This window comes from Mesorhizobium sp. BR1-1-6 (assembly GCF_020165355.1).
GTDB lineage: Bacteria > Pseudomonadota > Alphaproteobacteria > Rhizobiales > Rhizobiaceae > Mesorhizobium.
The window spans coordinates 197798-224399 of record NZ_JAIUHZ010000002.1 but is presented as its reverse complement, the minus strand read 5'-3'; the positions used below and the strand labels follow the sequence as shown (position 1 = coordinate 224399).

26 protein-coding genes and 1 tRNA gene are annotated in these 26602 nt (G+C 62.5%); 13 read left to right on the top strand and 14 right to left on the bottom strand.

Annotated elements, in window-relative coordinates; translation table 11 throughout:
- Nucleotide 1 precedes the first annotated feature (1 nt).
- Complete coding sequence (locus tag LB545_RS06285; protein WP_224704667.1) at nucleotides 2-1150, bottom strand: hypothetical protein; 1149 nt, start codon at nucleotides 1148-1150, stop codon at nucleotides 2-4.
- Nucleotides 1151-1337: 187 nt separating this feature from the next.
- A complete protein-coding gene (locus tag LB545_RS06280) occupies nucleotides 1338-1874 on the bottom strand; it encodes a DUF1134 domain-containing protein (protein ID WP_224704666.1) in 537 nt (178 codons plus the stop codon).
- 388 nt (nucleotides 1875-2262) lie between these two features.
- On the opposite strand from LB545_RS06280, the gene chpT reads away from it, so the two are divergent.
- Entirely contained in the window at nucleotides 2263-2892 is a 630-nt protein-coding gene (chpT, locus tag LB545_RS06275; RefSeq protein ID WP_140564027.1) for a histidine phosphotransferase ChpT, read from the top strand.
- 242 nt (nucleotides 2893-3134) lie between these two features.
- Entirely contained in the window at nucleotides 3135-3503 is a 369-nt protein-coding gene (locus LB545_RS06270) for a PleD family two-component system response regulator (protein ID WP_140496100.1), read from the top strand.
- 91 nt (nucleotides 3504-3594) lie between these two features.
- On the opposite strand, the gene ctrA is transcribed toward LB545_RS06270, so the two are convergent.
- On the bottom strand, nucleotides 3595-4290 hold the full coding sequence (gene ctrA, locus LB545_RS06265; protein ID WP_006203583.1) for a response regulator transcription factor CtrA: 696 nt from the start codon (nucleotides 4288-4290) through the stop codon (nucleotides 3595-3597).
- A 451-nt stretch (nucleotides 4291-4741) separates the two neighbouring features.
- On the opposite strand from ctrA, the gene LB545_RS06260 reads away from it, so the two are divergent.
- Nucleotides 4742-5119 carry a flagellar export protein FliJ gene (locus tag LB545_RS06260; protein WP_140496101.1) on the top strand — a complete coding sequence of 126 codons (378 nt, stop codon included), beginning with the start codon at nucleotides 4742-4744 and terminating at the stop codon, nucleotides 5117-5119.
- 61 nt (nucleotides 5120-5180) lie between these two features.
- Here the strand turns inward: LB545_RS06260 and LB545_RS06255 are convergent, their stop codons facing one another.
- The gene (locus LB545_RS06255) at nucleotides 5181-5579 is read right to left on the bottom strand and encodes a winged helix-turn-helix transcriptional regulator (protein WP_224704665.1); all 399 of its coding nucleotides are present in this window, start codon (nucleotides 5577-5579) and stop codon (nucleotides 5181-5183) included.
- Nucleotides 5580-5668: 89 nt separating this feature from the next.
- On the opposite strand from LB545_RS06255, the gene LB545_RS06250 reads away from it, so the two are divergent.
- Nucleotides 5669-6595 carry an NADP-dependent oxidoreductase gene (locus LB545_RS06250; protein ID WP_140518054.1) on the top strand — a complete coding sequence of 309 codons (927 nt, stop codon included), beginning with the start codon at nucleotides 5669-5671 and terminating at the stop codon, nucleotides 6593-6595.
- Between the two features lie 67 nt (nucleotides 6596-6662).
- Here LB545_RS06250 and LB545_RS06245 read toward each other — a convergent pair whose 3' ends face one another.
- Nucleotides 6663-6938 carry a DUF1153 domain-containing protein gene (locus tag LB545_RS06245; protein WP_006203587.1) on the bottom strand — a complete coding sequence of 92 codons (276 nt, stop codon included), beginning with the start codon at nucleotides 6936-6938 and terminating at the stop codon, nucleotides 6663-6665.
- Between the two features lie 288 nt (nucleotides 6939-7226).
- On the opposite strand from LB545_RS06245, the gene mnmA reads away from it, so the two are divergent.
- A complete protein-coding gene (gene mnmA / locus LB545_RS06240; RefSeq protein ID WP_224704664.1) occupies nucleotides 7227-8417 on the top strand; it encodes a tRNA 2-thiouridine(34) synthase MnmA in 1191 nt (396 codons plus the stop codon).
- A gap of 37 nt (nucleotides 8418-8454) precedes the next feature.
- Here mnmA and LB545_RS06235 read toward each other — a convergent pair whose 3' ends face one another.
- Nucleotides 8455-9420 carry a Gfo/Idh/MocA family protein gene (locus tag LB545_RS06235; protein WP_140496105.1) on the bottom strand — a complete coding sequence of 322 codons (966 nt, stop codon included), beginning with the start codon at nucleotides 9418-9420 and terminating at the stop codon, nucleotides 8455-8457.
- Between the two features lie 240 nt (nucleotides 9421-9660).
- On the opposite strand from LB545_RS06235, the gene LB545_RS06230 reads away from it, so the two are divergent.
- A tRNA-Met gene (locus tag LB545_RS06230) sits at nucleotides 9661-9737 on the top strand.
- A gap of 115 nt (nucleotides 9738-9852) precedes the next feature.
- Here LB545_RS06230 and LB545_RS06225 read toward each other — a convergent pair.
- Nucleotides 9853-10665, bottom strand: coding sequence for a helix-turn-helix domain-containing protein (locus LB545_RS06225; RefSeq protein WP_140518024.1), 813 nt, complete (start codon nucleotides 10663-10665; stop codon nucleotides 9853-9855).
- 53 nt (nucleotides 10666-10718) lie between these two features.
- Between LB545_RS06225 and LB545_RS06220 the strand changes: the two genes are divergently transcribed.
- The 7 genes from LB545_RS06220 (at nucleotide 10719) to LB545_RS06190 (ending at nucleotide 19681) form a co-directional block, all read left to right on the top strand.
- Nucleotides 10719-12797, top strand: a complete 2079-nt coding sequence (locus LB545_RS06220) for a CocE/NonD family hydrolase (protein WP_224704663.1) — start codon at nucleotides 10719-10721, stop codon at nucleotides 12795-12797.
- Between the two features lie 189 nt (nucleotides 12798-12986).
- A complete protein-coding gene (locus LB545_RS06215; RefSeq protein ID WP_224704662.1) occupies nucleotides 12987-14561 on the top strand; it encodes an ABC transporter substrate-binding protein in 1575 nt (524 codons plus the stop codon).
- Between the two features lie 131 nt (nucleotides 14562-14692).
- On the top strand, nucleotides 14693-15631 hold the full coding sequence (locus tag LB545_RS06210) for an ABC transporter permease (RefSeq protein ID WP_140496109.1): 939 nt from the start codon (nucleotides 14693-14695) through the stop codon (nucleotides 15629-15631).
- A 1-nt stretch (nucleotide 15632) separates the two neighbouring features.
- Nucleotides 15633-16526 carry an ABC transporter permease gene (locus tag LB545_RS06205; RefSeq protein WP_224704661.1) on the top strand — a complete coding sequence of 298 codons (894 nt, stop codon included), beginning with the start codon at nucleotides 15633-15635 and terminating at the stop codon, nucleotides 16524-16526.
- Nucleotides 16523-17542 carry an ABC transporter ATP-binding protein gene (locus tag LB545_RS06200; protein ID WP_224704660.1) on the top strand — a complete coding sequence of 340 codons (1020 nt, stop codon included), beginning with the start codon at nucleotides 16523-16525 and terminating at the stop codon, nucleotides 17540-17542. The genes LB545_RS06205 and LB545_RS06200 overlap by 4 nt, the downstream gene beginning before the upstream one ends.
- A complete protein-coding gene (locus LB545_RS06195) occupies nucleotides 17539-18555 on the top strand; it encodes an ABC transporter ATP-binding protein (RefSeq protein ID WP_140561444.1) in 1017 nt (338 codons plus the stop codon). Before LB545_RS06200 ends, LB545_RS06195 begins: the two co-directional genes overlap by 4 nt.
- Nucleotides 18545-19681: a succinylglutamate desuccinylase/aspartoacylase family protein gene (locus LB545_RS06190; RefSeq protein ID WP_181168392.1), complete on the top strand. Its 1137-nt coding sequence runs from the start codon at nucleotides 18545-18547 to the stop codon at nucleotides 19679-19681. The genes LB545_RS06195 and LB545_RS06190 overlap by 11 nt, the downstream gene beginning before the upstream one ends.
- Before the next feature lie 96 nt (nucleotides 19682-19777).
- Here the strand turns inward: LB545_RS06190 and LB545_RS06185 are convergent, their stop codons facing one another.
- From LB545_RS06185 to LB545_RS06155, 7 genes are all read right to left on the bottom strand, one after another.
- Nucleotides 19778-20527 carry an SDR family NAD(P)-dependent oxidoreductase gene (locus tag LB545_RS06185; RefSeq protein WP_140556170.1) on the bottom strand — a complete coding sequence of 250 codons (750 nt, stop codon included), beginning with the start codon at nucleotides 20525-20527 and terminating at the stop codon, nucleotides 19778-19780.
- A 16-nt stretch (nucleotides 20528-20543) separates the two neighbouring features.
- The gene (locus LB545_RS06180) at nucleotides 20544-21485 is read right to left on the bottom strand and encodes a 3-hydroxyacyl-CoA dehydrogenase (RefSeq protein ID WP_140522211.1); all 942 of its coding nucleotides are present in this window, start codon (nucleotides 21483-21485) and stop codon (nucleotides 20544-20546) included.
- Nucleotides 21482-22357, bottom strand: a complete 876-nt coding sequence (locus tag LB545_RS06175; protein WP_140496115.1) for an N-acyl homoserine lactonase family protein — start codon at nucleotides 22355-22357, stop codon at nucleotides 21482-21484. The genes LB545_RS06180 and LB545_RS06175 overlap by 4 nt, the downstream gene beginning before the upstream one ends.
- Entirely contained in the window at nucleotides 22329-22946 is a 618-nt protein-coding gene (locus tag LB545_RS06170; protein ID WP_140556173.1) for a hypothetical protein, read from the bottom strand. The genes LB545_RS06175 and LB545_RS06170 overlap by 29 nt, the downstream gene beginning before the upstream one ends.
- On the bottom strand, nucleotides 22939-23982 hold the full coding sequence (locus LB545_RS06165) for a LacI family DNA-binding transcriptional regulator (RefSeq protein ID WP_140496117.1): 1044 nt from the start codon (nucleotides 23980-23982) through the stop codon (nucleotides 22939-22941). The genes LB545_RS06170 and LB545_RS06165 overlap by 8 nt, the downstream gene beginning before the upstream one ends.
- A gap of 23 nt (nucleotides 23983-24005) precedes the next feature.
- On the bottom strand, nucleotides 24006-25295 hold the full coding sequence (hisD, locus tag LB545_RS06160) for a histidinol dehydrogenase (protein ID WP_140518013.1): 1290 nt from the start codon (nucleotides 25293-25295) through the stop codon (nucleotides 24006-24008).
- 65 nt (nucleotides 25296-25360) lie between these two features.
- The gene (locus LB545_RS06155; RefSeq protein ID WP_224704659.1) at nucleotides 25361-26581 is read right to left on the bottom strand and encodes a sugar ABC transporter substrate-binding protein; all 1221 of its coding nucleotides are present in this window, start codon (nucleotides 26579-26581) and stop codon (nucleotides 25361-25363) included.
- Nucleotides 26582-26602 lie beyond the last annotated feature (21 nt).

Here is a 26602-nt window from a genome sequence, read left to right as displayed (position 1 = left end):
TTCAATCTGCCGCAACCGCCTTCTGTAACGCCCGCACGCGGTCGGCAAGGCTGCGGCCGCCGCTGTTCGGACGCGCATCCTGCTGCGCCTCCAGCGCCTTGGCGATCGGCGACCCCGGCCCTTCGAGCTTGGCTGTCAAGTTGACGACTTCCGCCGCCAGGTCATTCATCTGTTCGCGCAACATGGAACTTGCGTGGCGTGTATCGCCCTGCGGGCTGGCGGCCTCGGCGGCGGACAGATCCGCCTTCAGCCGCTTGTTCTCGCGTGCCAGTGCCGTCAGTCTGGCCTCCAGCCGCTCACGGTCGGCGTCGAGCCTGGCGATCGCCGTTTCGACGTCGTCGCGCCTGTCCGCCTGTACCTGCCCGCCGATCAACCGCAAGGCCGAGGCGCCGTCCCCAGCCTTCGCTTTTTCGCGCTGCCGCGCCAGATCTTTCTCGCGGCGTTCGAGCTTCTCCTCTCGGTCGGCAAGCGCGGCGAGCAACCGTTCGACTTTCTTGTCCAGTTCGGCGGTTTTTTTCCTCTCGGCCTTCAGCGCCTCACGCGCGGCCTTGCTTTCGGCCGCGATCTCCTGGTTGCGCCTGTCCGCCTCCTTGCGCTGGCCGCGCAGCAGCGCGATATCGCTGGCGAGCTTCTGCAACTCGGATTCGCGCGCCACAAGTTCGATCTGGCGGCTGCTGGAGGAGAAGCTGGCGTCGTCATACATGCGTTCCAGCTTCTCAAGCTCAAGCGCGCGCTTCTCCAGTTTGCGTTCGGTCTCCTTGAGCCGCTCGGATAGCCGGTGCAGTTCATCCTCGCGCTGGTGCAGCGCCGCGTTCTTGGCGGCCAGTTCATCGAGCACCTGGTTCTTGTCCATGCGCTCCAGCGCCAGCCCCTTCAGGGCCTCGCGGCCGCGATTGATCTCGATGAGCTGCTCGGTCGATTTCTCGCGCAGCGCCTTGACGTTCATCTCGAGGCGGCGCGTCGCCATGGCGAACTCCGCCCGGATCCCGTCCTTGTCGGCCCCGATTTCGGCTTGCGTCAGCGGGATCGAGGCTTCGATGCGTTTGCGCGTCAGGGCGACCGCCCGCCGCCAGATGGCCGGAGCCACCATCAGCGCCAGAAAGCCGGCGCAGAGAAAGCCGAGAGCAAAGAACAGGACCGACTGAACCAAGTGACTATCCGTTATCGCGCGCCGACATGCAACAATACGAGGATCAAAAGCCGTCGCGACTTTTGACCGTTACTCTGTTGGCATGACGGAAATCCGGCGCTGCGGCAAGGGCTCGCCGCGGCGCATATGGGTCATCGGATCTGGATTCTCATCGAAAGCGTATACACATTCCGGTCGTGACCTCGGGTCAGAACGGATTCCACGTCGCCCGTTCGGTAAGCTTCAGGTAGCCGAGATTGACGCCGAGCCGGGCGCCGACGCCAGTGCGGATCGGCACCAGCAGCACATTGTTGTTCTTCAGCACGTTGAATCCGACGCCCGCCACCACATAGGCCGAGCCGGCGACGCCGCCATAGCGGTTGTAGAGATTGCCGACGTCATCGAGATTATAGACGAGCATCATCACCCGCGATCCCTCGCCGCCGAAATCCCAGCCCAGCGACGGGCCTTGCCAGAACACTTTGTGGTCGCCGGCATTCTTGGTGTAGAGCGTACCTTCGCCATAGGTCAGGCCGCCGATCAGCGCGCCGGATCCCTCCTCGCCAAGCAGATAGCCATTGGGCAAGCCATAGGAAGCAAAAATCTTCTCCACGACTGTGGCAAGGCCGCCCGATGTCGCGCCGAAGAACTTGTGACCGGAATCGACAATCTCCTGAGCGGTGTACTCCTGGGCCCGCAGGGCCGATGTCGAGAAGACGAGAACGCCCAGGAGCGTGATCGCCATTGAGAGGACACGGAGAAAACTCCGGCCGTAGAATCGGGAAAACATGCTTCCAATCTCCGTCAGGGAGCACTTTCGCCGACGCCTCGCACCCCGTACGGCTCTTTAGGCGGCCGTTAAGGATGGCTGTTAGGGGCAAACTATGCCGTAATCCTTTTTCAACCATTAAACTCGCACATGAAGATGGCGGTTCGAAGGCTGTTGGGGTCGTACATACAGGCAAGCAGCCTGCGTGAACGCGCCATAGGCCCCAACGGCGATTTTGGGTTTGTTGCTGCACGCACGGGCGCTGTGTATTCAGAAAGCTCGGGAAGAGAGCGTGATTCGCGTGGGCAGGCGTCGATCGATCGCGCGGCCATGATTTATGGGATTTTTGCAGGGATTTTCGCCGATGTCCGATCTTTTCACCCTTTCCGCACCCGATCTGGCGGCACTTTTGTGCAGCCGGGTCTGCCACGACATCATCTCGCCTGTTGGCGCGATCAACAACGGGCTTGAACTGCTCGATGAAGGCGGCGCCGACGAGGACGCCATGAAGCTGATCCGCCAGAGCGCCCGCAACGCCTCGGCGCGCCTGCAGTTCGCCCGCATCGCCTTCGGCGCGGCGGGTTCCGCCGGCATGCTGATCGACACCGGCGATGCCGAAGCCGTCGCTATCGCCTTCCTCAAGAACGAGAAGCCGGAACTCATCTGGAATGGAACCCGTGCACTGTTGCCCAAGAACAAGGTCAAGCTGCTGCTCAACCTGATCCTGGTCGCCAACGCCGCCATTCCACGCGGCGGCAAGCTTTCGGTGACGCTGGAGAATCTCGAGACCGAGCCTCGCTTCGCGCTTTCGGCGAGCGGCCCCATGTTGCGGGTGCCGCCGAAATTCCTCGAACTGCATTCCGGCCACAAGCCGGAAGAACCGATCGACGCGCATTCGGTGCAGCCTTACTATACGCTGCTTCTGGCGCGGGAGGCCAACATGACGATATCGATCCATGCGACCGCGGAAGAGATCGTGCTTTCGGCGGCCTGAGATCCGCGCAAACCAGCAGCAAAGTATTTCAGCGCTGTAATATTGGTTGAACGGACCTGTGGGCGAAAGATGAACTTCGCCTGACAGCGCGGGCCAAAGCATCTGCAAGGAAAAGCTTGCAAATTGGCATCTTTGCAAAAATTTTACCTAATGGCTTTTCGGCTTCTTTACCAGATCGGCCTATGCTGTGCGGCAGATACCCCGACGCGACCGGATTGCCACAAGGCAAAGAGGACCCGGAAATGAAACGCTGCATGTTCGTCGACGATTCTAGCGTCATCAGGAAAGTTGCGAAGCGCATCCTGGGCGGTTCCGACATGATGGTCATCGAAGCCGCCAGCGGGCTTGACGCGCTGGAGATGTGCGCCGCCGATATGCCTGATATCATCGTCGTCGACGGTGCACTGCCGGATGTACAGGCGGTCGACCTGATCCGGCGCGTGCGCGCCATGGAAAGCCCGACCAAGCCACAGATCCTGATCTCGCTGGTCGAACTGGACATCGCCTCGATCATGCGAGCCAAACGCGCCGGCGCCCAAGGCTATCTGTTGAAGCCGTTCAACCGCCCGCAGCTACTCGAGCGCTTTCGCACACTGAAGATCGCTGCCTGATCCGTCGGATCGCGGTTACCACCGGTCTATGACGCAAAAAACCCGGCTGAGGCCGGGTTTTTGTTTGGAATTTCGATCGGGCGGCCGTCGCTCAGGCGCTGACGCGGATGTCTTCCGGTTCGCGCAGCACATAGCCGCGGCCCCAGACCGTCTCGATGTAATTCTGGCCGCCGGACGCCGCATCGAGCTTCTTGCGCAGCTTGCAGATGAAGACGTCGATGATCTTCAGTTCCGGCTCGTCCATGCCGCCATAGAGGTGGTTGAGGAACATTTCCTTGGTGAGCGTGGTGCCCTTGCGCAGCGAGAGCAGCTCCAGCATCTGGTATTCCTTGCCGGTAAGGTGCACGCGCTGGCCGCCGACTTCGACGGTCTTGGCATCGAGATTGACCACCAGGTCGCCGGTGGTGATGACCGATTGGGCATGTCCCTTCGAACGGCGCACGATGGCATGGATGCGCGCCACCAGCTCGTCCTTGTGGAAAGGCTTGGTCATGTAATCGTCTGCGCCGAAGCCGAGGCCGCGCACCTTGTCCTCGATGCCGGCCATGCCGGAAAGGATGAGGATCGGCGTCTTCACCTTGGAGAGACGAAGCGTTCTCAAGACCTCATAGCCGGACATATCGGGTAGGTTGAGGTCGAGAAGGATGATGTCGTAGTCGTAGAGCTTGCCCAGATCGACACCCTCTTCGCCGAGGTCGGTCGTATAGACGTTGAAGCTTTCCGATTTCAGCATCAGCTCGATGCTTTGTGCGGTTGCACTGTCATCTTCTATCAGCAGAACACGCATTTCATTCCCCTTTTCTGCTGCCGGACCATCTTGCGACCCAACCGGGACCGGAGCAGTGATTGCCTGGTGCAGAGGCTGCCATGGAATGGTTAACAAAACCTAATTCCGCGTCGATGACGGTACCAGATTTTTTAACCACTTTCTACACCCTCTTGAATTTAATACCGAATCACAGGACCAAACCGCTAATGCAATACATTAAAAACCTGGACTAAGTGACTCCAGGGACTCATCGACATCGCTTCCATGTCGCCAGCCGGATTTTTACCCGGCCTTAAGTCCTGACCCGTATGATTAACAATGCCCGTAAACGAATGGTTACCGTCGGCAAAAAACTTTAGGGTTTTGTTTCCCATAGTGCGGGGAAAGCCGGTGGACACGGGCAGCGCTTGGGCCTTTCCAAGTGGTTTGGACGATATGTGCAGGTGTGCGTTTCCGGGAGTACCGAATCATGAAGTCACGTGAAAACCTCGTTCGGCTGAAACAGTTTCAGGTGAATGAGAAGCGGCGGCAGCTGCTGCAGCTCGACATGATGATCGCCGAATTCGAACGCATGGCCGCCGAGCTGGAGCTTCAGATCAGCGCCGAGGAAAAGAAGGCCGGTATCACCGACATCAATCATTTCGCCTATCCGACCTTCGCCAAGGCGGCCCGTTTGCGCCGCGACAACCTCAGAAATTCGCAAGGCGACCTCGCCCAGCAGCGAAGCGCCGCCGAATCATTACTCGGCGAAGCTGAAGCGGAGCTTTCCAAGGCGGAAATGCTCGAATCGCGCGACACCAAGATTCGCGAGGCCGAAACTGGCGGTCGTAGCGCGATGATCGGCTGAACCGCCCGATATCCGCGTCTTTGAGCACGTCCAAGCGGGCGCGCAACGCATTGGGCGAGCGCTAAGCGGCCCACTCCCCTTCATTCACGGCCGCAGCCCGCGCCCGGGCCTCCTTGATGTCGGGAACGTGTTGTTCCGACCAGGATCTGATCTGGTTGAGCAATCCCGCCAGATTCTGGCCAAGTTCGGTCAATTCATATTCGACCCGAGGCGGGACGACCGCGAACACCTCGCGCCGCACCAGGCCGTCGCGCTCGAGCACGCGCAACGTCTGCGTCAACATCTTCGGCGTAATGCCTTCGAGCTTGCGGGCAAGCTCGCCATTGCGCTGCCGGCCTTGGCGCAGCGCACAAACAACCAGGTAAACCCACTTGCTGGCCAGCGTCTCCAGCACCGTGTGCGAGGGACAGGTCCGCCGGAACGCATCATAGCCGTAGGGGGAGTCGAGATCACTATCCATACGGTGCCTATATATCAAAAAGGTATATACTGGACAAGAGACTATTACTCTCCAAATGATAGTGGGACCGGTCAATCAGGAGAAATCTTATGCGTGCCATTATCCAGAATTCCGTCGGCGGACCCGATGTCCTTGTCATCGCCGAGCGCCCGGCGCCCTCGCCCAACGCCGGCGAAGTGCTGGTCCGCATCAAGGCGGCCGGGATCAATCCGGTCGATGGCGCCGTGCGCGCCGGCTATTACCCGCTGCTCGGCGAACCACCCTTCATCCTCGGCTGGGACCTTTCGGGAACCGTCGAGGCGCTGGGGCCTGGTGTCAGCGGCCTGAATCCAGGTGACGCGGTGTTCGGCATGCCGCGCTTCCCAAAGCAGGCGGCAGCCTATGCCGAACTGGCCGCGGTGCCCGCCGATGAAATCGCGCGCAAGCCCGCGCACGCCGATTACGTCCAGGCAGGCGCATTGCCGCTGGCCGGCCTCACCGCCTGGCAAGGCCTCGTGCGTCATGGCGCGATAAAAGCCGGCCAGCGCGTGCTGGTCCACGCCGGGGCCGGCGGCGTCGGCCATCTGGCGGTGCAGGTCGCCAAGGCGGGCGGCGCCTGGGTTGCCGCCACCGCCAGCACGGAAAAATTGGATTTCGTCCACAAGCTCGGCGCCGACGAGGTCATCGACTACACCAAGGATGATTTTACCGACAAGGCGAAGGACATCGACCTGGTGCTCGAGACGGTGGGCGGCGAGCACGCCCATCAATCGTTGAAGGTGCTCAGGGACGGCGGCGTGCTGGTGTCACTGCTCGACATCAGCGACAAGACCAGGGCGGATGCCAAGGCGCGAAGCATCCGCGTCGAACGCATGTCCGTTGTTCCCGACCGCGAAGGCCTGCTGGAACTTGGCAGGCTCGTCGATGCGGGAAAGCTTACCGTGCATGTGGCAAAGACCTTCCCGCTAGAACAGGCCGGCGCCGCGCACGCTTTCCTCGCCAGCAAGCCGGTCGGCAAGGTGGTGCTGACGGTCTGAAACGCGCAAATGCTGTCAAGAAACCAAAGGGGCGCGAACTTCGCGCCCTTTTGCAGATTCTTGAGCGTCAGTGCCGGTATTGCTGGATGCGCGTCGTGCGCAGCCCGGCCAGGCCGTATTCGTCGATAGAGGCCTGCCAGGACAGGAACTCCTCGGTGGTCAGCTTGTAGCGCTGGCATGCCTCCTCGAGGCTCAAAAGCCCGCCGCGCACCGCTGCAACCACTTCCGCCTTGCGCCGGATAACCCAGCGACGTGTATTCGTCGGCGGCAGATCGGCAATTGTGAGAGGGCTGCCGTCAGGCCCGATAACATATTTGACTCGCGGTCTAACCAGATCGGTCATCGTACTCTCTACAAAAAACTCAAAGACCCAATCCCCACCACGTTACCGCCACAGCTTTAAAAATTGCCTAAGCAGACCCTAACAGCTAGGTAATGATCATGAACGCCGCGTTAGTCTTTTCGCAAACATTTGAAATATCTGCCGGGAAGTTCCGGATTCGCTCGAAAAATCTGCGCGGTCACCGGACCGGCAGTTGCCCGCCGATGGGTCCCGCAAGCTGGCGCAGCCGCCAAGCTTGACCTATATTCGCGTCATTGGCATGCAAGCGCCGCGCAGAACGAAAGAACCATGAACAGCCTCGATCTCCCCGGACGTCCCGAAAACACCCGTATCGTCGTCGCCATGTCGGGCGGCGTTGATTCATCCGTCGTCGCGGGTCTCTTGAAGCGCGAGGGCTATGATGTCGTCGGCGTCACCTTGCAGCTTTACGACCATGGCGCCGCGACGCACCGGGCCGGGTCCTGCTGTGCCGGGCAGGATATCGATGACGCCCGCCGCGTTTCCGAGACGCTCGGCATTCCGCATTATGTGCTCGACTACGAAGAGCGCTTCCGCAAGGCGGTCATCGATCCCTTCGCTGAGAGCTATGTCGCCGGCGAGACGCCGATCCCTTGCGTTTCCTGCAACCAGACGGTGAAGTTCGCTGATCTGCTGGCCACCGCCAAGGATCTCGGCGCCGACGCGCTGGCCACGGGCCACTACATTCGCTCCGGCGCCAATGGCGCCCATCGCGCGCTCTATAGGCCGGTCGACGCCGATCGCGACCAGAGCTATTTCCTCTTCGCCACCACGCAGGCGCAGATAGATTATCTGCGCTTTCCGCTCGGCGGCCTGCCGAAGCCGCAGGTTCGCGCCATTGCCGAGGAGATGGGCCTGACGGTAGCCGCCAAGCAGGACAGCCAGGACATCTGCTTCGTGCCCCAGGGCAAATATTCCGACATCATTGCCAAGCTGAAGCCGACGGCCGCCAATCCGGGTGACATCGTCCATATCGACGGCCGGGTGCTCGGCCGCCATGAAGGCATTCTGCGCTACACCATCGGCCAGCGCCGCGGCATCGGCGTGGCCTCCGGCGAGCCGCTCTATGTCGTCCATCTCGACGCCGAGCGCGCCCGTGTCGTGGTCGGGCCGCGCGAGGCGCTGGAGACGCACAAGATCTACCTGCGCAACATGAACTGGCTTGGTGACGGCGCCCTGGCCGACATGCCCGCGGGCGGGCTGGAACTGTTCGCCAAGGTTCGCTCGACCAGGCCGCCACGCCCGGCGATGCTGCGTCACGAGACGGGCGTCACATCGGTCGAATTGGCCGATGGCGAGTCCGGTATCGCGCCTGGACAGGCTTGCGTGCTCTATTCCGACGACGGCAACGAGGCCCGCGTGTTCGGCGGCGGCTTCATCGAACGCTCCGAGCGCGGCGCCGAGGCCGAGGCGATGTTGAGCCGACTTGCCGCGTCACCGGCGCAGGTTCCCGCCGAGTAGGCAACGATCTCTCCGCCGCGACGCGGCCCGATCTTCTTCAGGGATTGGATTTGGTGTGCGTGACCGTACCCGCGGTCAGGATGCGCAGCACCCGGATTGCCTCCTCGCCGCTGGTGCGCGGTTCGGCCCGCGTTTCGATGCAATGGATGAAGTGCTCGAGTTCGCGCGTCAGCGGCATGCCTTGGCCAACCGCGACATAGGAGGGCTCATTGGTGGTGAACGCCCATTGGCCGCTGTCCTGCCAGACCGCGTGGCGATAGACGGCGAGCTTGCGCTCCCATGGTTCGACATCGTCGAAGACAGCCATCGCCTTGGTGCCGACCACGGTCAGCCGCCGTTCGCGGTAAGGGTTCAGCCGCGAGGCGAAGAGATGGCTGCGCAAACCGTTGGGAAAGCGCATGTGCAGATGCGCGAAGTCGCTGAGATTGTCGAGCAGCGCCGCCCCTTCGCCGCGCACCTCGATCGGTTCGGTGCCGGTGATGGCCAGGATCATCGACAGGTCATGCGGCGCCAGGTCCCATAGCGCATCGTTCTCGGTGTGGAATTTGCCGAGGCCGAGCCGGTGCGAATGGATGTAGCGGACCTCGCCGAGCTCGCCCTTGTCGATGAGCGCCTTCAGCGTCTCGAACGCGGGATGGAAGCGCAAGACGTGGCCGACCATGAAGACGCGGCCCTTGTCTTTCGCCGCCTGCACCGAGCGCTCGGCATCGGCAACCGTCAACGCGATCGGCTTCTCCACCAGCACGTCCTTGCCGCTTTCGGTGGCGCGCACCGCCATCTCGGCATGAAATTGCGGCGGCAGCGCCATGACGATGGCGTCGATGTCATTGCGGACGAACAACTGGTCCGGTTCGATCGCGAGGCAGTCCTGTTCGCTTGCAAAGCCTTCGGCGCGGGCACGGTTGGCGTCGGAGACCGCGTGCAGCGCGCCGAGCGCCTTGAGGGTGCGGATGTGGTTGGAGCCCCAGTATCCGCAACCGAGGACTGCAATGCGCGGCTTCATCTGTTCTCAAACTCTAAAAACTCGTGGCCGAGACATAGCGACGTGCCTCTTCGAACTCAACCCCGGCGGCTGCAACCAATTATCGGCGCGGCAAAGCTTTTCGGCAGCGAGAATAAGCGCCCCTGCCGAGCGGTTCGAAGCTTGACAGGCTCACCCTCCCAACCTTATATCCGCGCGACCTTGGCGAACGCCTCGAAATGCCTTGTGATTTAAGGCAGATTTCGGGCCTTTCGCCGCCCTGGCGGGGTAGCTCAGTTGGTTAGAGCACGGGAATCATAATCCTGGGGTCGGGGGTTCAAGTCCCTCTCCCGCTACCACCTCTCACCTTGTACGGCCCGGAGACATAGGTAACAGAGTGTACCTAAGACATGGGTGACAACCTGAACGGGTTGGACAGGCCCACGCTGATGCGGGTCGCGTGGGGAGGAACGTCTACACCTCTTCCGTCTCGAGCACGAATGTCCCAGTGGGGATGCGGTTGGTGATCATGGCGCGGATGCCGGCATCGATGGCGGGGTCAGTTTCGTCGAATAGGCCGCAGGCCTGCAGCGCCTTGCGCTGGTCGACGGAGCGGCCGAGATATTCCAGAAGCACGACCGAGGCCGCTGGTCTCCGCCCTCGTAAAAGGGGCATGCCCGTCTGGATGCCGACCAGATAGGCGACGCTCGTCTGGTAGCTCGGATAGAGGATCACCTGGGTGATGCTGGTCTTGAGCAGGGTTTCGGATTCGAGCGCGAATATGCGATCGCCGAGCAGCAGCAGGGCGGCCGAATATTTCGAGGTCTTCACGCCATATTTGCCGAAATGGACGAGCCTTTCCATGCATTTCCAGAAATAGCGGCCTTCCTTTTCATAGATCACGACCAGGCATTTGATGATCTTGCCGGCATAGCCGAACGAGTAGAAATAGCGGAAATAGTAGCCGACATAGCGCCCGAGATCGCCGGAACGCTGATAGAGCTGCTCCATATGCACCAGCATGTCCGACGGCGCGTGGACGCCGAGCGGGCGGCGGCGCAGGCCGACGATCTCGGCAAAGCGCTGCTGGTCCATCAAAAGCTCGCCTTCGCTCACGCCGAAGAAATCGCAGATCTTGCGCATGTTGCGGCGGGACGGCCAGGTCTGGCCGCTCAGATATTTGTTGAACTGCTGGCGGTTGATCTGCAGGCGCCGGCACACGGCGGCGATAGACGGATAATAGCTGCACAGGAAGGCGAGGTTCTGGGGAAGCGGTTCGGTCTGCATGACCTAATGCATACTGACGCCAGAACAGTGTCAAGTCGCGAAGGGTCGCGAAATTGTGCGGCACCGCCGATTTGCCCAAGGTGGCGCTCTCCAACAGAGGCCTCGTCATGCGCACAGTGTCCAACTTCCCCCATCCGATCCGCTCGGTCGACCATTTCGAGATTCCGATGCCGGACGGTTGCCGGCTTGCGGCGCGCATGTGGCTCCCCGAGGGTGCCGAACAAAAGCCGGTGCCGGCTATCCTGGAATACATCCCCTATCGCAAGAACGATCTGACCGCCGCGCGTGATGTCGTCATGCACCCCTACGTGGCCGGCCACGGCTACGCAGTGGTGCGCGTCGACCTGCGCGGAACCGGCGATTCCGAAGGGCTGATGCTCGACGAGTACCTTCAGCAGGAGCTGGACGACGGCTGCTCGGTCATCGAATGGCTGGCCTCCCAGCCCTGGTGCGACGGCAACGTCGGCATGATCGGCATCTCCTGGGGCGGCTTCAACGGATTGCAGATCGCGGCCATGCGGCCGCCTGCGCTGAAGGCGGTGATCAGTTGCGCCTCGACCGACGACCGCTACGCCGACGATGTCCACCACATGGGTGGCACGCTGCTCATCGACAATCTCTCCTGGGCGGCGATCATGTTCGGGCGCAACACGCTGCCCCCCGACCCACGCAACAAGCCGCACAATTGGCGCGCTTTGTGGCACAGTCGATTGAAGGAAAGCGGGCTATGGCTGAAGAACTGGCTGGAGCACCAGCACCGCGACAAGTTCTGGAAACACGGTTCGGTCTGCGAGGATTTCGGCGCAATCACCTGCCCGGTCTACGCCGTCAGCGGCTGGGCCGATGGTTATTGCCGCTCGGTCTTCCGCCTGATGGAAAAGCTGCAGGGCCCGCGCAAGGGGCTGGTCGGGCCATGGGCGCACACTTATCCCCATATCGGCAAGCCTGGTCCTGCCATCGGCTTTCTGCAGGAATGCGTCCGCTGGTGGGATCAATGGCTGAAGGGCCGTGACACCGGCATCATGGACGAGCCGATGCTGCGCCTGTTCATGCAGGATAGCGCCCCGCCGCAAACTTCCTACGAGACGCGCGCCGGACGCTGGGTCACGGAGCCGGCATGGCCATCGCCGAATATCGAGCGGCAGTCCTTCTTCCTTTCCGGCAATGGGCGCCTGTCCCTGCGCCGGGCAGACGATGCGGCCGGAACGCAGACGGTCCGCTCGCCCTTGTCGGTTGGCCTGCGCGGCGGCAAATGGTGCTCCTATGCCGTGCCCGGCGACCAGCCGGCTGACCAGCGCGGCGACGATGCCGGCAGTCTGGTCTATGAGACGCAAGAGCTGGCGCACGATGTTGAGATCGCCGGCGATGCAATGCTCGATCTTGTCTTCGAAAGCGACAGGCCCGTCGCCATGGTGGCCGTCCGTCTTTCGGATGTCGCCCCCGATGGCGCGACGACGCGCGTCAGCTACGGCCTTTTGAACCTGACGCATCGCGATAGCCATGAGAGGCCCGAACCGCTCGAACCGGCAAGGCGCTACCGCGCCTCTGTCCCCTTCAAGCACGTAGCACAGCGCTTCAGCGCGGGGCACCGCATACGCCTTGCCATCTCGACAAATTACTTCCCGATCGCTTGGCCTTCGCCCGAGCCGGTCACCCTCACCGTCCATCCGACGGATTGCCGCCTTGAACTTCCGGTCCGCGTCGGAGGCGCCGGAGATCCGGCACCGGCACCTTTTGCCGAACCCGAAGGGGCGTCGCCCTTACGGGTGGAGACGATCTCGAAGCCGCAAAAGGATTGGGCGATCACGGAGAATCTGGCAGACGCTTCGACTGTCGTTGAGATCGGTGAAGGCGCCGGCACCTATCGCATCGTCGACAACGACCTAACCATCACCTCGCTCGGCCGCGGACGCTATTCCTTCCGCGGCGACGATTTCGGGTCGGCCAGGGCCGAGGCGAAATGGGAGTTCGAGTTTTCGCGCGCTGATTGGCGCATGCGTTCGGTGACTGAAACGACCATGACCGCGACGCCATCGCACTTCCACGTCGAGGCGCATCTCGAGGCATGGGAAGGCGACGAGCTTGTCCACGAACAGAAATGGACCGAGGCGATAGAGCGCCGCCTGCTGTGACATTCGCGAACTGACGCTAATCTCGCTCACATCTGCGTCGGCAGCGAAATTGACCGGCTTGCCGGGTGAATTGAAGAATGCGCCGTCCGAACTCGCGGCCCCATCAGGCGGCGCGGCACCAAAAAGGAGGGATCCCGGCAATCGTCGGGAAACCCGCTCAGTTCAAAGGGGAACGAAACCGTGAATGGAATGAAATTGAATCGCAGGCATTTCCTGCAGGCAGGCGCCGGCCTCGGCGCGGGGATCATCGCCTCCGGCCTGCCCTTGTCGCAGGCCGTATGGGCGGCCGAAGGCAAGGTGCTCAAGGCCCGCGCCTATTCCGATATCGACAAGCTCGATCCTGGCTTCTACCAGAACGCGTACAATGTCGACGTCATGAACTGCATCTACACCAAGCTTACGCGCTATAAACCGGGTTCGGAGTGGGGCTGGGAACTCGAGGCCGCCGAATCCGTCGAGCAGATCGATCCGACGCACATCCGCTTCCGCCTGAAGAAGGGCATCAATTTCACTGGCGGATTTGGCGAAATGACCGCCGAGGACGTGAAGTTCTCGTTCGAGCGCGTCATCCAGCACAATTCTCCGGTCAAGGGCGACTGGGGTCCGCTCGACCGCATCGAGATCGAGGACGACCATACGGGCGTGATCGTGCTCAAGACGCCTTTCGTGCCGCTCTGGAACATCACTCTTCCCTATGGTTGCGGCCACATCGTCTCGAAAAAAGCGGTGACGAAGGCAGTTGCCGACGGCGGCGATTTCGGCATGAAGCCGCCCTGCTATTCAGGTCCCTACGTGTTGTCGGACTGGAAGCCGAACCAGCTCGTCCTGTTGACCCGAAATCCCGAATGGAAAGGCCCCAGGCCGGGCTTCGACGAAATTCATATCCTGCCGATGAGCGATATCAAGACCGCCGAGCGCGCCTATCAGGCCGGCGACATCGATTTCACCGATTTCAGCCTCGATTCGCTGGCCACTTTGAAGGACAGCCCGCCCGAAAACACCAAGATCGAAGAAAAGCCTTCGCTCTACTATGTCTATATCGGCATGAACTCGGACCATCCGAAGCTGAAGGACGTTAATGTCCGCAAGGCGATTCAATGGGCCATCAATGTGCCGCAGATCATGGACGCGGCCTATTCAGGCCAGGCCCAGGTCGCGACCGGCCTTATCGCTCCAGGCTTGGTGGGACACCGGGAAAAAGCGCTGATACCGCCGGAGGGCGATCTCGAAAAGGCGAAGCAGTATCTTGAGAAGGCCGGCATCACCGAACTCAGTCTCACCATCGACGCGCTTAACGTGACCACCTTCTCCACGATCGCGGAAATGGTCCAGGCGCAGCTGTCGCAGATCGGCATCACGGTCGAGGTCAATGTTCAGGATTCCGGTTCGTTCTGGACCATCGGCATGGAATCGGAAGGCGAACGCTGGAAGGACATGCAGCTGATCGTGCAGCGTTTCTCGATGGTGCCGGACCCCTACTACGCCACCACCTTTTTCGTGCGCGACCAGGTCGGTGTGTGGAACTGGGAGCGCTTCCGCAGCGAGCGCTTCGACGAGCTCAACGCCAAGGCGGTAACCGTCGAAGACCCGCAGGAACGGGCCGAGATGTATTATGAGATGCAGGACATCATGGAAGATTCCGGCTCCTACCGGTTCCTCACCCATGAAGGCTCGCCGATCATGTACCGAACGACGCAACTCGAGGCCGAGACGCGCCCAGACGGGCGGCCGCTCTATCTCGGCTTTGAGCCGAAATCGGCCTAGGGCATTCTAGGAAAAGTGCGTAGCGGTTTTCCGTCCGGAATTGCGAAAAAACAAAGGGTTAGAGCGGGTCGGCGATTCTATCAAACGCTGAACCGCTCTGACGCGGTCGCTGGGACAGGCTGAGTCAAAACATGTGGTTATATCTTGGCAAGCGTATTGTGCTGGCGGCGGCAATTGTCGTCGTTGCCGTCACGCTGCTGTTCCTGATGATCCAGGCCGTTCCCGGCGATCCCGCCGCGGTCCTGCTCGGACCGCGTGCGACGCCGGAACTGAAGGCGCAATTGCACGAGGAAATGGGCCTCGACAAGCCGCTGCCCGTGCAGATCGTCTCATTCTTCGGGGGGCTGCTGCACGGTAATCTCGGCACCGATGTCTTTACCCAGCGCCCTGTCGCGGCCATCGTTTTCGAGCAATTGCCTTACACGATCGAACTCATCCTGGTTTCGATCGCCTGGGCCGTTATCGTCGGCGTGCCGCTCGGCTGCTATTCGGCGCTGCGCCGCAACTCCGTGATCGACAAGGTCGTGGGTGTATTCGCGGTCGGAACCATCGCCATCCCGTCCTTCGTCATGGCGATCTATGCGCTGTTGATCTTCTCGGTCGGCCTGCGCTGGCTGCCGGCCATCGGCGCCGGCTCAGGCTTCCGCGACGGGTTCGTCCATCTCATCCTTCCAGCCTTCGTCGTCGGTATCGGCTGGGTGGGCTACATCTCGCGCATCGTGCGCGCCTCCATGCTGGAGATTCTTGGCGAGAACCACATTCGCATGGCGCGCTCCTTCGGCCTTTCGGAGCGGCGCATCGTGGCGCGCTACGCGCTGCCGCTCGCGATCCTGCCGACAGTGACGATCATCGGCGTCGGCATGGCGCACCTGCTCTCGGCGGCGGTTTTCGTCGAGGTGGTCTTCGCCCGGCCCGGCATCGGCGCGCTGATCGTCAAGGCGGTGGACTCGCGCAACTATCCGATCGTCATGGGCACGGTCCTCGTCACCACCGTTCTGTTCGTCATCTCCACGACGCTCGCCGACCTCGTCAACGCGGCGCTCGATCCAAGAATCCGCGAGAATTTGTAGCGTGTCCGAAGTTCAACTCATTCGCGAGGCGGTCGATGAACGCCGCGGGCCGGGCGCGGCCGCCATGTTCCTGCGGCAATTGCGCAAGTCTCCGCTCGGCATGATGGGCGCCGTGCTGGTCGTGCTTATGGTGGTGACTGCGGTCTTCGCCACCTGGATCGTGCCTTACGATCCGATCAAGATCATGGTCGGGCCCCGGCTGGCGCCGCCCTCTTTGCATTTTCTTCTCGGCACCGATCAGTTGGGACGCGATGTCTTCTCGCGGGTCGTCATGGGCGGAAGGATCGCGCTGCTCGTCGCCTTCGTCTCGTTGGGCGCCTCGCTCAGCGCAGGGCTTGTGCTCGGCCTCATCGCCGCCTTCGGTCCGCGCTGGCTGGACAATCTGCTGCTGCTGGTCTTCGACACGATCCGCTCCTTTCCGGTCATCATCTTCGCCTTGGCAGTGGTGACGCTGCTCGGGCCGAGCCTTGCCAGCGTCATCTTCGTCGTCGCGATCACGTCCGTGCCGATCTATGCGCGCGTGGTGCGCACGCAGGCCCACGCACTGCGCGAGAGCGAGTTCATCACTGCGGAGCGCGCCATGGGCGCCGGCATCGTGCGCATCCTTGCCGTGCACGTGCTACCCAATGTGATCGGGCCGCTGCTGATCCTGGTCAGCATGGATGTTCCGCTGGTCATCACGCTGGAGGCCGGCATGAGCTTCCTAGGCATGGGTGTCCGTCCGCCGACGCCGGACTGGGGAACCATCCTCAGTGACGGCTATGGCTATATCCACAAGACGGTGTGGCTGGTGATCGCCGGCGGCATCCCGATCGTCATAACCACGCTGGGCTTCACTTTCCTCGGCGAGGCGCTGCGCGACATTTTCGACCCCAAGCTTCGGAAAGACCTATGAACACCGGCGCTCAGGCAAGACATTCTCCAAACCGCGACCCGCTTCTGGCGATCCGCGGTCTGTCTCTCGATTTCGGCACGCCGCGCGGTCGCGCCCATGCACTGCGCGATATCCATATCGACGTGTCGGCGGGCGAAGTGGTCGGCATCGTCGGCGAAAGCGGTTCGGGCAAATCGACGCTCGCCTATGCCGTGATGGGGCTGCTGGCGGAAAATGCGGAGATGGTGAACGGCGCCATCCTGTTCGAGGGGCGCGACCTGCTCGGCATGGCTCCGGCGGAGCGGCGCGGCTTGCTCGGCAACCGCATGTCGATGATCTTCCAGGATCCGATGACGGCGTTGAACCCGGTGCGCAGCATCGAAAGCCAGATGATCGATATCCAGCATCACGAGGGCGGCTCGCACCGGACCAAGCGCCAGCGCGCCCTGGGTATGCTTCATCGGGTCGGCATTCCGGACCCGGAGAGCCGCATCGGCGGCTATCCGCACGAGTTTTCCGGCGGAATGCGCCAGCGTATCTGCATCGCGATGGCGCTGCTGGTGAAGCCGGCGCTGCTCATCGCGGACGAACCGACCACAGCGCTCGACGCGACGCTGGAGGTGCAGATCATCCATCTGTTGAAAGAGCTGCAAAAGGAGATCGGCTGCTCGATCCTGTTCGTCTCTCACCACCTCGGCGCTGTCGCCGAGCTCTGCGACCGGGTGGCGGTCATGTATGCGGGCGAGGTGGTCGAATACGGCACCGTGCGCGACATCTTCCGCCGACCGGGGCATCCCTATACGCGCGCGCTGCTCGAATGTGATCCCGGACGCATCAGGCAACGCACCCGCCAGTTGCCGACGATCCCAGGCGAGGTGCCGAGCCTCCTCGGTACCCAGGCGGGTTGCATCTTCCGTCGGCGCTGCCCGCAAGCCTTTACCCGGTGCGTGGATGACAGTCCTGTCCCGTGCGCTATCGGCGCAACGCACACCGCACGTTGCCATCGTCTCGACGACACGCTGGTGGCGCCGGTATGAGCCCCCTGCTTTCTGTCGAGGATCTTCGCGTACGCTTCCGCACCATGGGCGCGCTGAAGGCGCTCGCCAGCGGCGTTAAGAACCCGTTCGTGGACGCCGTCTGCGGCGTTTCCTTCGAGATCCGCAAGGGCGAAACGCTCGGCCTCGTCGGTGAAAGCGGTTCGGGAAAATCCACCATCGCCCGCGCCATCATGGGCCTGCGGCCGCCAACGGGCGGCACGATACGCTTCGATGGTCAGGTGCTGAACGGCCTCGCCCCGACGGAGCGCAAGCCGCATCTTCGGCGCATGGCGATGATGTTCCAGGATCCGGTCGGATCGCTGTCGCCGCGACTCACTGTACGCTCACTGCTGATGGAGCCTTTCCGCATTCACGGCGTTACCGGCCGCGACCCCGCCGCCGAAGCGGAACGCCTGCTCAACATGGTCGGCCTGCCCGCCGATTTCGGGCGGCGATATCCACACCAGCTTTCCGGAGGCCAAGCGCGCCGCGTCGGCGTGGCGCGGGCCCTTGCATTGCAACCCGATCTTATCATCGCCGACGAGCCGACCGCGGGACTGGACGTGTCCGTTCAGGGTGAAGTCCTCAATCTGCTTGGACGTTTGCAGGGCGAACTCGGCATCGCCATTCTCATCATCACGCATAATCTCAATGTCGTGCGCCACATGACCGATCGCATGGCGATCATGTATCTCGGCCGCTTCATCGAGGTCGGCTCGACCGAGCGGATATTCGCGCAGCCGCGCCACCCCTATACGGAGGCGCTGCTGTCGGCCAATCCGGAACCCGACCCGGACGCCGTGCTCGACAGGGTCGAGCTCAGCGGCGAGGTGCCGAGCCTGATGACGCGCCCAACGGGCTGCGAGTTTCACACCCGCTGCCGCTATGCGCAGGGCATCTGCAAAAGCGCCTTCCCGTCCCGGGCAGCCGACCGGGAAGATCCCCGCCATGTCTTCAATTGCCACTTCCCGCTATCGGAACGTGCGCTCGCCGGAGCCACCAATGTCTCGTGAAATCCTCGATGTTCCTCTTGCCAACGGCACGCCGGGCAGCCAACACAGCGTGCGCATCATCCGGTATGGTGCCGCCGACGCGCGCCCGAAAGCCTATATACATGCCGCGCTGCATGCCGACGAAGCGCCCGGCCTGCTGGTGTTACACCATCTGGTCGAGCAGCTTGACGCCGCCGACGCGCGCGGCGAAATCCGGGGCCAAATCGTCGTCGTTCCCTACGCCAACCCGCTCGGCCTGGCGCAGTTCGTCAATGGCGATCATCTGGGGCGTTACGATCTGGCCAGCGGCCGGAATTTCAACCGCAAATGGCCTGATGTCGCCGGCGAATTGACCATCCGGCTTGCCGATCGGCTCGGAAGCAGCGCCGACGACAACACGGTGCTCATCCGCAACACGATCCGCGAAATTCTCGACGAACGCGGCGCAGGGCAGCCTGTCGATTCCCTTTACACCGCCTTGGCACGCGAGGCTTTCGATTCCGATCTTGTGCTGGATCTGCACTGCGACGACGAAGGACTGATGCATCTGTTCGTGCGGCCCGAGATCTCGGCCGAATTGTCCGACCTTGCGCGGGAACTCGGTTGCCGGGCGGTGTTCTCACAGGGTTCGTCGGGCGGCTCAACCTTCGCCGAAGCAAGCGTCGAGCCCTGGATCAGGCTTGCGGCTGCCCTTCCCGATAAGGTGATCCCGATCGGCTGCCTCGCCGCGACGGTGGAACTGCGCGGCTTCATCGACATCAGTGATGAGATGGCGTCGGCTGACGCTTCCGCCTTGCTCAACGTGCTTCGCCGCCGCGGCTACGTCGCGGGGCAAGCGGGCCTGCCGCCCGCCGCGCTTTGCGAGATCACCGGCTTCGATGCGTGCGATGTGGTTCGCACGCCCGCTTTCGGTGTCATCGTCTACCGCGCCGAACTGGGTGAACGCGTCACTTGTGGACAGCCGATCGCGGACATCATCGTGCCTTCTTCGCTGGGCCGCGAGGCGCGCGTGACGGTACGGGCGCGCACCGACGGGCTCGTGGTGACGCGAAGGCTGAAGAAACTTGTCGCCGCCAATCAGGTCATTGCCAAGGTGGTGGGTCAAAAGCCCCTCGCCCACCGGACAGGCTATCTGCTGGAGGATTAGATCGATCAGCGGGCGCGGGCACTTCTTGACCGCAGATCGATGATTGGCGGCCACGCGTAGAAACGAGGTCCGTTCGACCTGATCCTGTCCCGGGCTCTAGGCCAGGGGCCGACCGCCGTCGACCGGAATGATAACGCCGGTCACGAAACGGAGATGGGTCGCAGCCGCCAAAACCGCCTCGGCGACATCGTCGGGCGTGCCCAGCCGCCCCAGCGGCGTCCGGCTTGCCTGTTCGTCCCGCCAGGATTCGTCACGGCCCTTGATGAAGTCGGTGTCGACGACGCCGGGCGAGACCGACACGACCCTGATTCTCGGGGCCAGGGCACGCGCCAGCGACTTGGTCAGATTATCGACAGCGGCTTTCGACGCACAATAGGCGACGTTGCTTCCCATGGCGGTGACCCCTGCGATCGACGAGATGTTGACAACAACTCCGCTGCCGGTGCGATCGAGCAGCGGCCGCATGGCCCGCGTCGCAGCAATCACACCGCGCACGTTGACGCTGAAGATGCGGTCGATCAATTCATCGTCCAGGCTGTCGAGATCCGGATGTGGCACGAAGCGGGTTGTCCCGGCGCAATTGACCAGGACATCCAGCCGGCCAAAGCTTTTCTCGATCTGACCAGCGAGGCGCGCGAGGCAATCGCTGTCCGTCACGGTCGCCTCGGCGACGAAGTGATCGCCGTACGCCAATGACGAAACCAGATCGTCGGCCGTCTGCCGCGAACGGTTGTAGCCGATGACAACCGAAGCCCCTTCCGCAGCAAGCCTGGATACGATCCTCGCGCCGATGCCGCCGGTTGCTCCAGTGACCAGGGCAACCTTGCCCGTGAGTGTGGCTGTCATGGCCGTCTCCTGAGTGTCAAACCCCGGTGCTTCGCTTATGGGCGGCCAGCGCCATTAGATTGCGGTCGCGCCAGGCGCTGCGTTCGGCGAGTTGGGATGCTGACAACTTTTCGCGGCGCGCTTCCTCGGCCTTGGCAACCAGCCCTTCCGACCAGGGGGCCGGATCGCGCCTGGCGAGGGCGATCGAATGGTAGAGCGGTCCCAGACGTCTCGCGTAGTCCGCGATCCCGCCGGGCGCATTCAGATCGATCGTCTCGAAAGGCCCCATGAAGGACCACCGGTAGCCGAGCCCATGCGACACCGTAAGGTCGATATCGGCGGCACTTGCCACGCCCTCCTCGAGCAGGGCCCAGGCTTCGTTCAGCAATGCCCCCTGAAGCCGGTTGAGGACGAACCCTTCGACTTCCTTGCGCACGATCACGGCAGCCTGCCCTACGGCCTCCATCTGCACCCGCAGCCACGCAACGGCCTCCGCGTCGGTCCAGGGCGCCGGGACCAGTTCCACCAACGGGATCAAATGCGGTGGATTGACGGGATGAGCGACGAGAAAACGCCGGCGGTTGGCACAGGACCCGGTGAAGGCCGAGGCCGGAATGCCGGAGCTGGAGCTGCCTACGACCGCGTCGGGCCGCATCGCCCGGTCAATCTCCAGACAGACCGCCTCCTTGATGTCGCGCACTTCCAGCACCGACTCCTGGATGTAGTCGGCATCCGCTACCGCACCCTCCAGCGTATCGACAACGTTCAGCCGCCGCATGACTGCATCGACGGCATCTACCAGCCCGGCCTCTTGCATATCGGCAAGGCTGGCCCGGATCTTGTCGAGCACCGCGGCGCGGATGTCGGCGCTGCCGTCATAGATGGTCACATCATGGCCGGCCCGGGCGAAGACGATCGCCCAGCCACGGCCGACCAGTCCGGCACCGACAATGGCGACTTTGCGGATTGCATCCATCATTGCACCCGTGACGTCTCGCCGTCCGCGAGGCAAATTTCGGTGATCCGCAGGCCATCCTGAGTGATGCGGGATGGGAACCGGTCCTTCAACCGCTCTTCGTGGATGGGAATGACCCGCCGTGCCTCGTGGCCCACCTGCTTCATCATCTCCTCGGTGGCGAGAACGAGATTGGTCTGGCTGCCGACCGCAAGCCCCACCGGAACGTAGAGCGTCTCGATATCGACGGCAGCTCCCGAGCCCTCGATGTTATCGAAGACGTAGACCAGATCGCCAGCCAGCACCCAGGTGTCGTCCTTGCCGTTGCGCACGGTGACCCACATCGATCCGTAGGTATGGCTGTCAAAGGCGGCATGGAGATCGATGTCGGGCAGGACGTCCTGTTTCGCTCCGTCGATCGTCACCAACCGCTTCTGACGGGCCAGGTCGACGCCGCGCACGATGTCGCCCGGGTCGACGGCTACGTTCATCCAGCGCATGCGATCCGGCAGCGACATCGCCCAGACCCACTTCGCGATCTCCCTCTCCTGGATGTAGAAGGTCGCATTCGGGAAGTCCTCGACATTGCCGAAATGGTCGAAATGCGCGTGCGTGACGAAAACCGTGTCGACGCTCTTTGGCGAGAGGCCGATTTCGCCAAGAACGGCCTCGGGCGAGTGCCAGTTCTCGACGCCAAATTTGTCGGCGAGATGCTTGCCGTAGTCCTTGTTGTTGTAGCCGACATCGACCATCGCAACGCGACCGTTGCCCTTGATCAGCGCGTAGCAGTAGGGAAGCTTGACGTAACCCTGGTTGTGGGCGCCGTAGAGCACGCCGCTCTTGTGGTAGTTGCTGACGTAGCTGTACTCAAGCACCCAGATCGAATATTGGCTCATTGCTTCCTCCCTGTTGTCGCCAACGCTGCGCACAGCTGCAGCAGGCGTGATTGAAATCGACCGGCGTCATACCGGCCCGCGGTTCCGACGCCGCCTGCAGCCCGGCGTAGGCGCGTTTGATCCTCTCCCCGGCCCGGTCGAGCTCCTGCTGCCAGTCGCGCCGCAGTCGGGCCGAACCGAAATCGTCCAGGACCTCGCCCAGCATTGCATGGGCGGCCCCCAGACGCGCGCAATGGCTTTCGAGCCCATGCGGCGCGTGCAAGGCGCCCAGCCGCTGCTCCACCTCCGTCCACCGTTCGCGGGCCACCGGAATGTCAGGCAGATCGAGCACGTCGCGGCGTCCGCCGGCCTGAGCCAGGACCAGCAGGCCAGCGAGTTGGCCGATCAGCCGGCGCAGGCCTTCGTAGACGGGGCGGGTTGCCACGACGTAGCGGACGATGGCTTCGTCGGCCAACGCGGCATCGTTGACGGTGGCGACGGGTTCCTCGCTTCCGGTGACGGAGACATGGGGCGCCGCGACGACCTCGCAGTCATAGCGGTGGACGCTTACCGCCCGCTCGAAGAAGCGCTTTCCCGGGATATCAGCCATGGTGCCTTTTTCGCGTCGTCGCGCGCTCGATCACCGCGCCGGGCGGGATTAGTTGAACGATCGGCTCCCGGCCGGAATTCGTGCTCAATTCCTTCGCCAGGCTGACCGTGGCCTCGAGCATCTGGTCAATGGGCTGCCGGACGGTCGTCAGCCCGTGCGAAGGCCAGTGGGCCATCTCGATATCGTCGAAGCCGACGATCGAAATGTCGTCCGGCACGCCGAGCGCCAGCTCTCGCCGCACGCCGTCGAGAAAGCCAATGGCGAGAATGTCGTTGGCGCAGAAGACACCGTCGGGAACCTCTTTCAGGTCACGCAGCTTGCGCGCCGCTTCGTAGCCGGCGTGATAGCTGAACTGGCCTGCCTCGATAACTATCGGCGCGGCGAGGCCACGCTCGACGGCGCGTTCGCTGAAGCCCCTGTGGCGTGCGACATTGGTGGAGGCATCGGGCAAGGCGGCGATGTAGGCCAGGCGCCGGTGGCCGGTATCGACGAGATAGTCGGCGATGCTGCGGCCGCCGAGTATATTGTCGCAGGAAATGCCGAACGCGTGGTCGTCGGCCGAGAGTCGGTTGAAAAAGATCACCGGAGTGCCGGCCCTACGGCATTCCTGCGCGGCCGCCGAAGACAGGGTGGCCGCCAGGATGATGGCAAGATCTGGCTGGTAGTTGAGCAGCAGGCGTAGCGCCTGGTCGACGTCTCCCGACTGGTCGGCGGCGACGAGCATCACGTTCATGTCGATGGCACGAAGGGCGGTGGTCAGCCGCGTCAGCACTTCCGGATAGAACGGGTTCTTGATGTCCGCGACGACAATACCCACGATACGCGTCTTCTTGGTGATGAGGCTGCGCGCGAAAGGGTTCGGCGAATAGCCGATCTCCCTCGCACGGTTCAGCACCAGGTCCCGCGTATTCTTGGCGATCACGGCATCGGCGTGAAAGGCCCTGGATACGGTCGAAACAGACATGCCGAGATCGCGCGCCAGATCCTTCACGGTCAGGCGGGGCTTGCTGTTCTTGTTGCGGGCGATGATCGACATGAAAACTCCGTTGGCGCGCTGGCTTAGGCCTGGTTGCGACCTCCATAGCGGCGGACCCGGATGTTGGCCTGCTCGGCATGCCCATAGAATCCCTCGAGGACACACAGGCGCGAACAGTACTCGCCTATCATGGCGCTCGCTTCGTCGGTCAGAACGCGCTGATAGGTGCAGGTCTTGATGAACTTGCCAACCCACAAACCGCCTGTGTAACGGGCCGCCTTCTTGGTCGGCAGCGTATGGTTGGTGCCGATGACCTTGTCGCCATAGGCAACATTCGTACGCGCTCCCAGAAACAGAGCGCCGTAATTGCGCATGTTGTCGAGGAAGTAGTCCGGATCGCGCGTCATGACCTGGACGTGCTCGGATGCGATCCGGTCGGCCTCCGCGACCATTTCCTCGTAGGAAGCGCAGACGATCACTTCGCCATAGTCCGCCCATGCCTTGGCGGCGATCTCGGCGGTCGGCAGGATCTTCAGCTGCCGCTCGATCTCGGCCAGGGTGTCGCGCGCGAGCCTCTCCGAATTTGTCAAAAGCACGGCGGGACTGGTCGGACCATGCTCGGCCTGGCCGAGCAGATCGGTCGCGCAGATCTCGCCGTCGACACTGTCGTCGGCAATGACCAGCGTCTCGGTCGGGCCGGCGAACAGGTCGATGCCGATACGGCCGTACAATTGCCGCTTGGCTTCAGCGACGAAGGCATTGCCAGGACCGACGAGCATGTCGACGCGCCCGATGGTTTCGGTTCCGAGCGCCATGGCGCCGACGGCCTGCACACCGCCCAGAACGTAGATCTCGTCCGCGCCGGCCATGTGCATCGCGGCCACGATAGCCGGATGCGGACCGCCCTGGAACGGCGGCGCGCAGGCGATGATCTTCTTCACCCCGGCGACCTTGGCCGTCACCACGCTCATATGCGCGGAGGCGACCATCGGGTATTTCCCGCCCGGCACGTAGCAGCCGACTGTTTCCACGGGAATGTTCTTGTGGCCGAGGACAACGCCGGGAAGCGTTTCCACTTCGAGGTCCTGGAGGCAGGCGCGCTGCTTCTCGGCGAAATTGCGAACCTGGGCCTGGGCGAAGCGAATATCCTCGATGTCGCTTGCCGACACCTTGGACATCGCCTGCTCGATCTCGCTGTCGCTGAGCCGGAAGCTTGGCGGCGACCATTTGTCGAAACGCTCCGACAACTCCCGGACAGCGGTATCGCCTCGCTTTTCTATGTCGGCAAGGATCGTCTCGACGGTCGTCCGGACGGCCGCATCGCTCTGGGCGACAGCTTCGGGATCCCTGCCCCGTTTCAGAAAAGTCGGCATATTCTCATCCTTATGTTGAGTCAGGTGGGCGGCAGGATGCCGTCCACCTGTTGCATTGCTGATCGTCAGGGTTTTACCGTCGGCTCGATCTTGGTGAGCTTGTATTCGTCGGCCGGAGCCTTGCACGATGAGCAGTTGATGCCAGGGGCATCGGGCGCCTGCTTCACGTCCGCGGGCAATGCCTGAATGGTCGCTCCTGGTGTTGGCTTGCCCTCGAGCGCCGACTGCAGCGACAGTTCCGGCAGCAAATCGGGATTGAAGACCTCGGTGACGAAGGAACTCGGAACCTTGTCGGACGGGAAAACGTTGCACCCGTCGGCGAAGGTATCGCCCTTGCAAGGCTTGACTTGATCCGCTGGCACCCAAGGCAGCGGGTACTCGATGTTCATCGGTTTCAGGTCGCGCTTCTTGGTCAGGATCTCCATCATCAGCTTGAAGGCATAGCCTGACGTAGCGGGCGGCGAACCGGCGGATACACCCTTGAGACCCATGCCTTGCATCTTCGGGTCTGCCAGTCCGAGACGAAAACCGTCCGAGTTCTCGCCGGTCATCGGAACCAGTTTGTTGCCCTTGTCGAGCAGCGCTTGTACGGCGCCATATTCGCCTGCCTGAGCCCAGATGCCGTCGACGTCGGGATGCGCCGCGAGAGCCTTGGCTGTCTCCTGCTGCGTGGTGCGGTCATCCCAGTAGGAGTAGTATTCCGCGACGACCTTGATGCCGGGATACTGGTTGAAAATGTGCATCGCGCCGTCGGTGTGGCGCTTATCCACCGAGTTGCCCGGGACGCCACGGCTCAGGAAGATCTTGCCCTTGCCTCCCAGGATGTTGACCAAGGCCTGGGCGGTGTTCTCGCCGAAGCCTGCGGTGATATAGCTGACATTGTAGGCGCAAGGCTCGGTCACCGTGGCGTCGTACATGAAGAAGAGCACGCCCTTCTGGCAGCCGCGATGGACCGTGCGGTTCAGCGCCGTCGACGAAATCGGGAAGCTGATGATGCCGTCGGCGCCAGCCTGTATCATGCTTTCATAGGCCGAGATCTGAGCCTGGGGGTCGGTTCCCGAGATGACTTCCTTCAGCTCCACCGTCTTGTCGTAGGGCGGCGTCTGCGCCAACGCCTTGACGATGTTCGCGGCCTCCGACTGCCACGAATTGCCGCTGTAGCTCAGCGACAGATATATCTTGAACTTCTTGTCCTGCGCTTGGGCATGGTCGACAACCGCCCCAACGCCTATGGCGGTGGCAAGCGTCAGCGACGCGGCCAGTCCCAGTCTTTTTAACAGCCTCATTTCGATCAACCTCCCGTTGGA